The sequence below is a fragment of the Pseudomonas songnenensis genome, from assembly GCF_003696315.1.
GTDB lineage: Bacteria > Pseudomonadota > Gammaproteobacteria > Pseudomonadales > Pseudomonadaceae > Stutzerimonas > Stutzerimonas songnenensis.
The window spans coordinates 115,219-127,481 of sequence record NZ_RFFN01000001.1 but is presented as its reverse complement, the minus strand read 5'-3'; the positions used below and the strand labels follow the sequence as shown (position 1 = coordinate 127,481).

The following is a 12,263-nucleotide window of genomic DNA, read 5'->3' as shown; positions in this document are numbered from 1 at the left end:
CGCGGACGTTTCCTTGTATCGAGCGTTAAGCCTTGTTCAGCTACCGGCCGGGATCAACGCATCACAATGCCGCGGGCGGCCAGGTAGGCCTTGGCTTCCGGAATGGTGTATTCGCCGAAGTGGAAGATGCTCGCGGCCAGCACCGCATCGGCCTTGCCTTCGAGAATGCCGTCGGCCAGGTGCTGCAGATTGCCGACGCCACCGGAGGCGATCACCGGGATGCATAGCGCCTCGCTGATGGCGCGGGTCACGCCCAGGTCATAGCCGCTCTTCACGCCGTCCTGGTCCATGCTGGTCAGCAGGATCTCGCCAGCACCGAGGTCTTCCATCTTCTTCGCCCAGGCCACGGCATCCAGGCCGGTGGGCTTGCGCCCGCCATGGGTGAAGATTTCCCAGCGACCCGGCTCGCCCGGTGCGGATACCTTCTTGGCGTCGATGGCAACGACGATGCACTGCGAGCCGAAGCGGTCCGCGGCCTCGCCGACGAAATCCGGGTTGAACACCGCGGCGGTGTTGATCGAGACCTTGTCGGCGCCCGCGTTGAGCAGGTTGCGGATGTCCTGCACGGTCCGCACGCCGCCACCTACGGTCAGCGGGATGAATACCTGGCTGGCCATGCGCTCGACGGTGTGCAGCGTGGTATCGCGGTTGTCGACGCTGGCGGTGATGTCGAGGAAGGTAATCTCGTCGGCGCCCTGCTCGTCGTAGCGGCGGGCGATCTCCACCGGGTCGCCGGCGTCGCGGATGTTCTCGAACTGGACACCCTTGACCACGCGGCCGTTGTCCACGTCGAGGCAGGGAATGATGCGTTTGGCCAGGGCCATGGCTTTCTCCGAAAGCGGCTTCTTCAAGCCGCAGGCTTCAAGCTGCAGGTAACGTGTAGGGTGGACCTCGCTGCACCGATCCACCGCAGTTCAGCGAATCACTCGTCCTTGTACTTCAGGTCGCAGAGCGCCTGCGCCTCGGCCACATCCAGCGTGCCTTCATAGATGGCGCGCCCGGTGATGGCACCGATGATGCCTGGGGTGTTCGTGTCGAGCAGCTTCTGGATATCGCCGATGTTATGGATGCCGCCGGAGGCGATTACGGGGATGCGGCTGGCGTTGGCCAGCGCCACGGTGGCCTCGACGTTGCAGCCCTGCATCATGCCGTCCTTGGCGATGTCGGTGTAGACGATCGCCGATACGCCATCGGCCTCGAAACGGCGCGCCAGGTCGACGGCCTGCACGCTGGAGACTTCGGCCCAGCCATCGGTGGCGACGAAGCCGTCCTTGGCATCGAGGCCAACGATGACCTTGCCCGGAAAGGCGCGGCAGGCCTCGGTAACGAACTCCGGCTCTTTCACCGCCTTGGTACCGATGATCACGTAGCTGACGCCGGCGCGCACGTAGTGCTCGATGGTTTCCAGGGTGCGGATGCCGCCACCGATCTGGATCGGCAGGTCCGGGTAGCGCCTGGCGATGGCGGTGACCACCTCGCCGTTGACCGGCTGGCCTTCGAAGGCCCCGTTGAGGTCAACCAGATGCAGGCGGCGGCAGCCGGCCTCGACCCACTTGGCGGCCATGGCCACCGGGTCGTCGGAAAACACCGTGGCGTCGTCCATCAGGCCCTGGCGCAGACGCACGCAGGCGCCGTCCTTGAGATCGATAGCGGGGATAATCAGCATGGCTTGAACCTGTTCAAATCAAGTGTCGGTTAAGGGTCAGCTCTTCTCGAGCGCCCACAAGTCGCTTTCGATGCTCTCGAACCGTTCCTTCAGGTGGCTCTGCACGTCGAAGATCGCCTTGTTGTAATACAGCGGCGCGATTTCCCGGGCGAACAGATCGAGCACTTCCTGCGCCTCGAACGAGCCCAGCTCGAGTTCGAACCGCTCTTGCAGAAAGCGCTTGATGACCTGTTGCGCCGCCTGCTCCTGAATGGCATCCAGCTTCAGGACCGGCGGCTTGAGCTTGGCCCGGCTCATCTACCAGCGGCCATCCCAGGCGGCGAAGTTCTGCAGCAGCTGCAGGCCGTGGGTGTGGCTCTTCTCCGGGTGGAACTGCACGGCGAAGCGCGAACCATCGGCCAGCGCGGCGGCGAAGTCGTTGCCGTAATGGCCGCGACCGACCACCTGGCGCGGATTGCCGGCCTCGATGTAATAGCTGTGCACAAAGTAGAAGCGGCCATTGTCCGGGATCGCGTGCCAGAGGGGGTGATCCACCGCCTGCTTGACCTCGTTCCAGCCCATGTGCGGCACCTTCAGGTGCTCGCCGTCCTCGTGCAGGTCCTTGCCGAAGAAGCGCACCTGACCGGGGAACAGACCGATGCAGTCGACGCCATCGTTCTCCTCGCTGCGCTCCATCAGCGCCTGCATGCCGACGCAGATACCGAGGAATGGGCGGTCCTGACTGACCTCGCGGACCAGTTCGTCGAAGCCCAGCCGGCGGATCTCGGCCATGCAGTCGCGGATCGCGCCGACGCCGGGAAACACCACGCGGTCGGCCTCACGGATGACCTGCGCATCGCTGGTGATCAGCACGCGGCCAGCGCCGACGTGTTCCAGCGCCTTGGCCACCGAGTGCAGGTTGCCCATGCCGTAGTCGATGACGGCAACGGTCTGCATTACAGGCACCCTTTGGTGGACGGCATCTGCCCGGCCATGCGTGGATCGAGTTCGACAGCCATGCGCAGCGCGCGGCCGAAGGCCTTGAACACGGTTTCGATCTGGTGGTGGGTGTTGATGCCGCGCAGGTTGTCGATGTGCAGGGTCACCAGGGCGTGATTGACGAAGCCCTGGAAGAATTCCTGGAACAGGTCGACGTCGAACTTGCCAACCACCGCGCGGGTGTAGGGCACGTTCATGGTCAGCCCCGGGCGCCCGGAGAAGTCGATCACCACGCGCGACAGCGCCTCGTCCAGCGGCACGTAGGAATGCCCGTAGCGGGTCATGCCCTTCTTGTCGCCGATGGCCTTGGCGAAGGCCTGGCCGAGGGTGATGCCGACGTCCTCGACGGTGTGGTGGTCGTCGATGTGCAGGTCGCCGTTGCACTCGATATCCAGGTCGATCAGCCCGTGACGGGCGATCTGGTCGAGCATGTGCTCCAGGAAGGGCACGCCGATGGCGAAGCGCGCCTTGCCGGTGCCATCCAGATTGATGGTGACCTTGACCTGGGTTTCCAGGGTGTTGCGCTCTACGTAAGCCGTACGTTCGGACATCAACAGCTCCGCTGATCGTGGGCGAAAAGGGGCACATTATAGGCGCAAACGCCGCAGCACGGATACGCGCCGGGCTTACTGGACTGCATCTTGCAGGAACCTGCACGTCAACCCGCGGAGGTGCCGCCCATGCACGGACGGAAAATGCCTGCGACCCTGCGCTTCATGCTGGCGTCCCGGCGCAGCGAACTGCTCGGCCTGGAGGACCTGGCGCGCACCTGCGAACTGGTCACCCGCATCAGCCAGCTGGTGCACGCGCTGCAGAAAGAGCGCGGCTACTCGAACATCTACCTCAGCGGCAACGCCGCCCATCAGCGCCAGCAGCTGGACGTGCTCAGCCTGGAAGCCGAGGCGCTGGAGCGCGAGGTGCGCCTGGATCTGGATCGCATCGATCTGGATGCCGTCAGCACTGCGGACAAGACCCGCCTGTTCACCCGCATCGCCTATGCCCTGCACAGCCTCGACGAGCTGCCGGCGCTGCGCCGGCGCATCCGCGAGCACGCCATCAGCATGCAGGACGCCACGGCGACACTGGTGCGGCTGATCGGCGGGCTGCTGGCAGTGGTGTTCGAGGCGGCCGACACCGCCGCCGATCCGCACATCACCCGCTGCCTGGTGGCGCTGTTCAATTTCATGCAGGGCAAGGAACTGGCCGGCCAGGAGCGCGCGCTCGGTGTGGTCGGCTTCGCCAGCGGCTATTTCCGCGCGGACATGCTGGAGCGCCTGGAGCATCTGCTCGAAGGCCAGGAGCGCTGCTTCGCCACCTTCAGCCGCTTCGCCAGCCCGGCAGCGCAGGCGCTATGGCAAGCGCTGTGCGCCAGCGAGACGAACATCAACGCCTGCCGCCTGCGTGACATCGCCCGCCGCACCAGCCCCGGCGCGGCGGTCGAACCGCAGCTGTGCGAGCTCTGGTTCGAGCTGCACACGCACCGCATCGACGCAATGAAACAGGTCGAGACGCGCCTGGAGCAGGACCTGTTGCAACAGTGCCGGTACAGCATCGAGCGTATCCGCAAGGACCTGCAGAGCCATCGCAAGCTGCTAGACGGCATCGCCGACATGCACGCCGCCGCCGAGCAGGCCAAGCTGTTCAGTGTGCAGGCCAGCGATCTGGACGCGCCACCGCCGGACGGCATGACCGCGATGGTGGCGCGCTCGACCCTTGAGCTGCTGCTCACCCAGAGCGTACGCCTGCAGGGCCTCAATGAAGAATTGCGCGAGGCGCGTCAGGCGCTGGACGAGCGCAAACAGGTCGAGCGGGCCAAGCAGCAGCTGATGCGCCAGCAGGGCTTCTCCGAAGGCGAGGCTTACAGCTGGCTGCGTCAGGCGGCAATGAATCAGGGCCTGCGGCTGGAGGAGGTCGCCCAGCGCCTGCTGGCACTGGCACAGCCCGCCGAGCGCGCCCCGGCCCGCACCCTGGGCCAGCGCTCCAGGCACTGAAAACAGGCACGCCGCACCATCAGCACAGCCCGCCTGCCCCGCGGCTGTGCATGCGCCGCCAGCCCTGCAGGGTCTCCTAGCGCAATTCATCTCGAGCAAGCCAATTACGGAGCTGGTGGCGCGCTGTCTGCGGCGGCGCCGCAAGTGCTTGATTTGCTGGAAACCTCCCGGCAATTCGATGCCGCGGCAGCACTCGTTCCGCGCCGCCGGAGCAGTTCTGGCACAGCTTTCGCAAAGCTCAGGCAAGGCCGGATCCTTCGGCTTTCACAACTCCTCATCAGGACAACGGTGTCCACGCTCTCCGGCTCCAGCCGGGCGGTGTGGCGCCGTTTTTTTTCGCCCAAAGGAAAACCCGACCATGACCGACAAGCCGAACAACGACCAGCCCAGCAGCGTAACGCTGGCCTCGCGCCGCAGCTTTCTCAAGCATTCGATCATCGCCGCCAGCGGCGTCGCCCTGTTCGGCGGCATGTCCCTGGGAATGCGTTCGGCCGCCTGGGCGGCGGGCGGTGACGTGGAAACCAGCAAGGCCAAGCTCGGCTTTATCGCCCTGACCGACGCCGCACCGTTGTTCGTCGCCGCCGAGAAGGGCTTTTTTGCCAAGTACGGAATGACCGAAGTCGAAGTACTCAAGCAGTCGTCCTGGGGCACCACCCGCGACAACCTGGTGCTCGGTTCGGCGAAGAACGGCATCGATGGCGCACACATCCTCACGCCGATGCCCTACCTGATCAGCGCCGGCATCGTCACGCCGAACAACCAGCCGGTGGCCATGTCGATCCTCGCGCGGCTGAACCTGGCCGGCCAGTGCATTTCGGTCGGCGAGGAATATCGCGACCTGAAGATCGGCCTCGACAGCACACCGTTCAAAGCCGCACTGGAAGCGAAGAAGGCCAGCGGCAAGAAAGTCAGCGCAGCAATGACCTTTCCCGGCGGCACCCATGACCTGTGGATGCGCTACTGGCTGGCGGCCGGTGGCATCGACCCGAATGCCGACATCAACACCATCGTCGTGCCGCCGGCGCAGATGGTCGCCAACATGAAGGTCGGCAGCATGGACACCTTCTGCGTCTGCGAGCCTTGGAACGCGCAGCTGATCAACCAGAAGATCGGCTACACCGCCAACACCACCGGCGAGCTGTGGCACAACCACCCGGAGAAGGCCTTCGCCCTGCGCAGCGACTACGTGGCGGCCAACCCCAACGCGGCCAAGGCGCTGACCATGGCGATCATGGAAGCCCAGCAGTTCTGCGAGAAGGCCGAGAACAAGGAAGAAGTGGCGAAGATCTGCTCGCAGCGCAAGTGGATCGGCGCGCCCTACAAGGACATCGTCGACCGCATGAAGGGCAACTTCGCCTACGGCACCGGCAAGGTCATCGAGAACCATCCCGAGCAGATGCGCTACTGGGACGACCACGCGTCCTATCCGTTCCAGAGCCACGACCTCTGGTTCCTCACCGAGAACAAGCGCTGGGGCTACCTGCCAACAGACTTCGACAGCCAGGCGTTGATCGCCAAGGTCAACCGCGAAGACATCTGGCGCGCCGCCGCCGGCGAGCTGAACCTGCCCGCCGAGCTGATCCCGACCTCCACCTCCCGCGGCGTGGAGAAGTTCTTCGACGGCAAGGTGTTCGACCCCGAGAACCCGCAAGCCTACCTGGACAGCCTGACCATCAAGGCCATGGCCTGATAACCGCAACCCGCGAGGAAAAGCCCATGAATGCCAACGTCAAACTGCAGCCCGCCAGCACCGAGCCGGTGTCCATTGTCCGCCCATCCAGAGCCGCTGCCCTGATGCAGCGTAGCGGCCGCTACGCGGTACAGCAGCTGGTGCCGCCGCTGGTGATCCTGCTGGTGCTCGGGGTGATCTGGGAGATGCTCTGCTCCGGTGCCGATGCCGCGCTGCCGCCGCCCTCGCAGGTGGTCGCGGAAACCTGGGAGCTGATCATCGATCCGTTCTACGACAATGGCGGCAATGACGTGGGCCTGGCCTGGCAACTGCTGGCGAGCCTGCAGCGGGTGGCGGTGGGTTATCTGCTGGCGGTGGTCGCCGGGGTCGGCCTCGGCGTGCTGATCGGCCAGTCGGACTGGGCCATGCGCGGCCTCGATCCGATCTTCCAGGTGCTGCGCACCGTGCCGCCACTGGCCTGGCTGCCGCTGTCGCTGGCGGGCTTTCAGGACAGCCATCCCTCGGCGCTGTTCGTCATCTTCATCACCGCGATCTGGCCGATCATCATCAATACCGCGGTGGGCATCCGCAACATCCCGCAGGACTACCGCAACGTCGCCCAGGTGCTACAGCTCAACGGTTTCGAGTACTTCAAGACCATCATGCTGCCGGCCGCCGCGCCCTACATCTTCACCGGCCTGCGTATCGGCGTCGGCCTGTCGTGGCTGGCGATCATCGCTGCGGAGATGCTCATCGGCGGCGTCGGTATCGGCTTCTTCATCTGGGATGCGTGGAACGCCTCGCGCATCAGCGACATCATCCTCGCGCTCGTCTACATCGGCGTGGTCGGCTTCGTGCTCGATCGCCTGGTGGCCTTCGTCGGCCAGCGCATCACCCGCGGCATTCCGGCCAACTGAGGAGCAACGCCATGAGCTATCTCTCCATCGAACACCTGGACAAGAGTTTCGTGCGCGGCAACCTCGCCTCGCAGGTGCTCAAGGACATCAACCTGAACATCGCCAAGGGCGAGTTCATCTCCATCATCGGCCACTCCGGCTGCGGCAAGTCGACGGTGCTGAACATCGTCGCCGGGCTGCTCGACCCCAGCCTCGGCGGCGTGATCCTCGACGGCAAGGAAGTCCGCGGCCCTGGCCCGGACCGCAGTATGGTGTTCCAGAACCATTCGCTGCTGCCCTGGCTGACCGTCTACGAGAACGTCGAAGTGGCGGTGAACAAGCTGTTCAAGCGCAGCATGAACAAGCGCGAGCGACGCGACTGGATCGAGCACAACCTGGCACTGGTGAACATGAGCCACGCGCTGAACAAGTATCCGCAGGAAATCTCCGGCGGCATGAAGCAGCGCGTCGGCATCGCCCGCGCGCTGGCGATGAAGCCCAAGGTGCTGCTGCTCGACGAACCGTTCGGCGCCCTCGATGCACTGACCCGCGCGCACCTGCAGGACGAGGTGATGAAGATCCAGAAGGACCTGGGCAACACCATGATGATGATCACCCACGATGTCGACGAAGCCGTGCTGCTTTCCGACCGCATCGTGATGATGACCAACGGCCCCTCGGCGACCATCGGCGAGATCCTCGACGTGAAACTGCCGCGCCCGCGCGACCGCATCGCCCTGGCCGACGACCCGGAGTACAACCATTACCGCCGTGCAGTGCTGAGCTTTCTCCACGAGCGCCATCGCCTGCACTGAGCGGGTGCCCCCACCGCCGGCGTCTCGTGCGCTGGCGGCGGTTCGGCGTATCCTTGCCGGCACTTCTGCTCAGCCGTCGCAAGGTCGCCATGCCCGTCTACGTCGAATCCGTCACCCAGCCCAGCCCGCAGGATCTAACCGATCTGGCGAAAATCTACGCCGACGCCCCCGAATGGCTGCTGACTCCCTATGCCAGCGCCGAAGCGCTGATCGCGGCGGCGCTGGCCGATGGCAGCCTGATCGCCGGGCGCTTCAATGACCGCCTGCTCGGCGCCGCCCTGCTGCAGCGCGGCGACGATGCGTGGCGCCTGTCACACCTGTGCGTACGCAAGCTCACCCGCAAGCGCGGCGTCGGCCGCCGGCTGCTGGAGGAGACCCAGCGTCAGGCCAGTGAAGCCGGCAAACCGTTGCGCCTGGCGGCTCCGGCCGGTCATCTGGAAGCCAGCGCCCTGGCCGCGCGTACGCATCTGCCGCTGGACCCGCTCTGAGCCACTCCTTGGCTACCCGGCGCTCGCCGCGTCAGGCCTGATCACTGCCACAGGGCGCACCTGCCCTGTACGGCGGCCAGCTGCGGAACCCGCACCCGCAACGGTACTCCAACGCCGACCGCGTTCCCGACAAGTGCAGGCACGGGGCTATACTCGGCACCTTTCAGATCGCTCATCTACAAGGACTCGTCCATGAAATCGCTCGGCAAAATCCTGGGTCTGGTCTTTCTCGGGCTGTTGCTGATCCTGGTGGCGGCAGGCTTCGCCCTGACCCACCTGTTCGATCCCAACGACTACAAGGACGAGATCCGCGACCTGGCACGCAGCAAGGCCGGCGTCGAACTGGACATCAAGGGCGACATCGGCTGGAGCCTGTTCCCCTGGCTCGGCCTGGAGCTGCACGAGACCACCCTGGCCAGTGCGCAGACACCCGCGCAACCGTTCGCCGATCTACGCATGCTCGGTCTCTCCGTGCGGGTGATGCCGCTGCTCAGCCGCGAAGTGCAGATGAGCGATATCAAGGTGAACGGCCTGAACCTGACGCTCAGCCGTGATGAACAGGGTCGCGGCAACTGGGAAGGCGTCGGCCAGCCGGCCGGTCGCAGCGAACAGGCTGGCGAAACCCCGAAAGCTGCCGAGCCGCAAACCGAACAGCGCGAAGAGGCATCGCCTGCACGCAAGCCGCTCACGCTGGATATCGACAGTCTTACCGTCAGCGATGCGCGGGTCACCTACCACGACGCCAAGACCGGCCAGCAATACAGTGCCGAAAGCATCGAGCTCACGACCGGCGCGATCCGCGAGGGCAGCTCGATCCCGGTGAAGCTCAACGCGTTCTTCGGCAGCAACCAGCCGGTGATGCGCGCGCGTACCGAGCTGCAGGGTGCACTGCGCTTCGACAACCAGCTCAAGCGTTACCAGTTCGAAGACATGCGCCTGTCCGGCGAGGCTTCCGGCGAACCGCTGCAAGGGCAGACACTGACCTTCAGCGCCCAGGGCCAGCTGCTGGTCGATCTCGCCGCGCAGATCGCCGAATGGAACAGCCTCAAGTTCACCGCCAACCAGCTGCGCGGGCTGGGTGAGCTGAAGGCGCGTGATCTCGACAAGGAAGCGAAGATCAGCGGCGCGTTGACGGTCGCGCAGTTCAACCTGCGCGAGTTCCTCCAGGGCACCGGCCAGAAACTGCCGGCAATGGCCGATGGGACTACGCTGAGCAAGGCCGAGCTGGTCAGCCGCCTGAGCGGCACGCCGAACAGCATCGCGCTGGAAGAGCTGACCCTGAAACTCGACGACAGCACCTTCACCGGCCGCCTAGCCATCAGCGACTTCACCCGCCAGGCGCTGCGCGTCGACCTCAAGGGCGATCGTCTCAACCTCGACCGCTACCTGGCGCCACCGAGCAAGGAACAGGCGGCCGAGGCAGCGCGCAAAAGCGAGATCAAGAGCACCCAGGCCAGCGCGATCGGCAGTGGCAGCACCCCGCTGCCCAACGCGCCGACCCAGCAGGCCTGGAGCGATGCGACCCTGTTGCCGCTGGAGCAACTGCGCAAGCTCGATACCGAGGTCAACCTGGCCATCGGCAGCCTGACTGCAATGAAAATCCCGCTGGACGGCTTCAACCTCAAGGCACGCACTCGCAACGGCCTGCTGACGCTGCAGGAAATGCGCGCCGGCCTGTATGGCGGTCGCGTGGATGGCTCCGCCAGTCTCGACGTACGCCCGCCCCAACCGCTGCTGACCGTGCAGAACCGCCTGAACGGCGTACCAATCGAACGCCTGCTGGAAAGCCAGGGCGAGGACGTGGTGGTCAAGGGCCTGCTGAACCTGGACGCCGACCTGCGCACCCAGGGCAACAGCGAGAAGGCCTGGATCGACAACCTCAACGGCAAGGTCGGCTTCATCATCGACAACGGTGTGCTGGTCGACGCCAACCTCGAGCAGCAGCTGTGCCGCGCCATCGCGACGCTCAATCGCAAGCCGCTCGCCAGCGACCCACGCAGCAAGGACACGCCATTCCGCGAACTCAAGGGCAACCTGACCCTGCGCAACGGTGTGGCCAGCAACCCCGACCTCAAGGCCAGCATTCCTGGCCTGACCGTTAACGGAAACGGCGATGTCGACCTGCGCGTGCTGGGCATGGACTATCGCGTCGGCATCCTCATCGAAGGCGACAAGGGCGCCATGCCCGACCCGGCCTGTCAGGTCAACGAACGCTACGTCGGCATCGAATGGCCGCTGCGCTGCCGCGGCCCACTGGAACTGGGTGCCAAGGCCTGCCGCTTCGACAATGATGCGCTGGGCAAGGTCGCCGCGCGGCTGGCCGGCGAAAAACTCAACGAGAAGATCGAAGAGAAGCTCGGCGACAAGGTCAGCCCGGAGCTCAAGGACGCCCTCAAGGGCCTGTTCAAGCGATGAGCCCCGAGCAGTTCGGCGCGGCGGTCCTCGACTGGTTCGACCGCCACGGCCGCAAGGACCTGCCCTGGCAGCAGGACATCACCCCGTACCGGGTGTGGGTGTCCGAAATCATGCTGCAGCAAACCCAGGTCAGCACCGTGCTCGGCTACTTCGACCGCTTCATGGACGCGCTGCCCAGCGTCGAGGCACTCGCCAAGGCCGAGGAAGATGAAGTCCTGCACCTGTGGACCGGCCTCGGTTACTACAGTCGCGCACGCAATCTGCACAAGACTGCGAAAGTTATCGTCGCCGAATACGACGGCATATTTCCTGCGGACGTCGACAAGCTCGCCGAACTTCCGGGCATTGGCCGCTCCACGGCCGGCGCCATCGCCAGCATCAGCCTGGGCCTGCGCGCGCCGATCCTCGACGGCAACGTCAAGCGCGTGCTGGCCCGCTACGTCGCCCAGGACGGTTATCCCGGCGAGCCGAAAGTGGCCCGCCAGCTGTGGGAGGTAGCCGAGCGCTTCACCCCGCAGCAGCGGGTCAACCATTACACCCAGGCGATGATGGATCTCGGTGCCACGCTGTGCACCCGCAGCCGCCCGAGCTGCCTGCTCTGCCCGCTCAAGGACGGCTGCCGCGCCCACCTGCTCGGACGCGAAACCGACTTCCCGGTGCCCAAGCCACGCAAGGCGCTGCCGCAGAAGCGCACGCTGATGCCGCTGCTGGCCAACCGCGACGGGGCCATCCTGCTCTACCGGCGCCCGTCGAGCGGGCTCTGGGGCGGGCTCTGGAGCTTGCCGGAACTGGACGACCTCGCCGCCCTCGACCCACTCGCCGAACGGCATGCGCTGCAGCTCGAGGAGCGCCGCGAACTGCCGGGCCTGACCCACACCTTCAGCCATTTCCAGCTGGCCATCGAACCCTGGCTGATCAGGGTCAAGACCGCGCCCGACGCCGTGGCCGAGGCGGACTGGCTCTGGTATAACCTCGCCACCCCGCCGCGCCTCGGCCTTGCCGCGCCAGTAAAGACACTGCTCAAGCGCGCCGCCGCTGAATTGAATGCAGGAGAAACCTCATGACCCGCACCGTTAACTGCCGCAAGTACAACGAAGAACTCCCCGGCCTGGAGCGCCCGCCGTTTCCAGGCCAGAAAGGCGAGGACATCTACAACAACATCTCCAAGCAGGCCTGGGACGACTGGCAGAAGCACCAGACCATGCTGATCAACGAGCGCCGGCTGAACATGATGAACGCCGAGGACCGCAAGTTCCTTCAGGGCGAGATGGACAAGTTCTTCTCCGGCGAGGACTACGCCAAGGCCGAAGGCTACGTGCCACCCAGCGAATAACCGCCCAACTGC

General features: G+C 65.3%; 13 protein-coding genes. 8 read left to right on the top strand and 5 right to left on the bottom strand.

The genetic code is table 11. The features are described 5' to 3' along the window. Positions 1-53 precede the first annotated feature (53 nt). The 5 genes from hisF to hisB form a co-directional block, all read right to left on the bottom strand. Positions 54-824, bottom strand: coding sequence for an imidazole glycerol phosphate synthase subunit HisF (hisF, locus tag EA798_RS00650; protein ID WP_106157193.1), 771 nt, complete (start codon positions 822-824; stop codon positions 54-56). 98 nt (positions 825-922) lie between these two features. Beyond that, positions 923-1,666, bottom strand: coding sequence for a 1-(5-phosphoribosyl)-5-[(5-phosphoribosylamino)methylideneamino]imidazole-4-carboxamide isomerase (gene hisA, locus EA798_RS00645; RefSeq protein WP_003296252.1), 744 nt, complete (start codon positions 1,664-1,666; stop codon positions 923-925). A gap of 36 nt (positions 1,667-1,702) precedes the next feature. Continuing rightward, positions 1,703-1,963 carry a DUF2164 domain-containing protein gene (locus EA798_RS00640; protein WP_122097716.1) on the bottom strand — a complete coding sequence of 87 codons (261 nt, stop codon included), beginning with the start codon at positions 1,961-1,963 and terminating at the stop codon, positions 1,703-1,705. Further along, a complete protein-coding gene (gene hisH / locus EA798_RS00635) occupies positions 1,964-2,602 on the bottom strand; it encodes an imidazole glycerol phosphate synthase subunit HisH (protein WP_122097715.1) in 639 nt (212 codons plus the stop codon). Next, positions 2,602-3,195 (bottom strand): imidazoleglycerol-phosphate dehydratase HisB, encoded by a 594-nt coding sequence (gene hisB / locus EA798_RS00630; RefSeq protein ID WP_003303331.1) that lies wholly within the window; start codon positions 3,193-3,195, stop codon positions 2,602-2,604. The genes hisH and hisB overlap by 1 nt, the downstream gene beginning before the upstream one ends. 144 nt (positions 3,196-3,339) lie before the next feature. Here hisB and EA798_RS00625 point away from each other — a divergent pair, with 144 nt between their 5' ends. From EA798_RS00625 to EA798_RS00590, 8 genes are all read left to right on the top strand, one after another. Then, on the top strand, positions 3,340-4,635 hold the full coding sequence (locus tag EA798_RS00625) for a nitrate regulatory protein (RefSeq protein WP_208643702.1): 1,296 nt from the start codon (positions 3,340-3,342) through the stop codon (positions 4,633-4,635). A gap of 358 nt (positions 4,636-4,993) precedes the next feature. Further along, positions 4,994-6,325 (top strand): CmpA/NrtA family ABC transporter substrate-binding protein, encoded by a 1,332-nt coding sequence (locus EA798_RS00620; RefSeq protein ID WP_122097713.1) that lies wholly within the window; start codon positions 4,994-4,996, stop codon positions 6,323-6,325. Positions 6,326-6,351: 26 nt separating this feature from the next. Next, the gene (ntrB, locus tag EA798_RS00615; RefSeq protein ID WP_122097712.1) at positions 6,352-7,221 is read left to right on the top strand and encodes a nitrate ABC transporter permease; all 870 of its coding nucleotides are present in this window, start codon (positions 6,352-6,354) and stop codon (positions 7,219-7,221) included. An 11-nt stretch (positions 7,222-7,232) separates the two neighbouring features. Next, on the top strand, positions 7,233-8,015 hold the full coding sequence (locus tag EA798_RS00610; RefSeq protein WP_017244174.1) for an ABC transporter ATP-binding protein: 783 nt from the start codon (positions 7,233-7,235) through the stop codon (positions 8,013-8,015). Between the two features lie 89 nt (positions 8,016-8,104). Then, positions 8,105-8,503, top strand: coding sequence for an aspartate 1-decarboxylase autocleavage activator PanM (gene panM, locus EA798_RS00605; RefSeq protein ID WP_106158784.1), 399 nt, complete (start codon positions 8,105-8,107; stop codon positions 8,501-8,503). Between the two features lie 192 nt (positions 8,504-8,695). Continuing rightward, complete coding sequence (locus tag EA798_RS00600) at positions 8,696-10,918, top strand: AsmA family protein (protein ID WP_122097711.1); 2,223 nt, start codon at positions 8,696-8,698, stop codon at positions 10,916-10,918. Beyond that, positions 10,915-11,982, top strand: a complete 1,068-nt coding sequence (mutY, locus tag EA798_RS00595; protein WP_122097710.1) for an A/G-specific adenine glycosylase — start codon at positions 10,915-10,917, stop codon at positions 11,980-11,982. Before EA798_RS00600 ends, mutY begins: the two co-directional genes overlap by 4 nt. After that, positions 11,979-12,251, top strand: coding sequence for an oxidative damage protection protein (locus EA798_RS00590; protein WP_003280779.1), 273 nt, complete (start codon positions 11,979-11,981; stop codon positions 12,249-12,251). The genes mutY and EA798_RS00590 overlap by 4 nt, the downstream gene beginning before the upstream one ends. Positions 12,252-12,263: the final 12 nt, after the last annotated feature.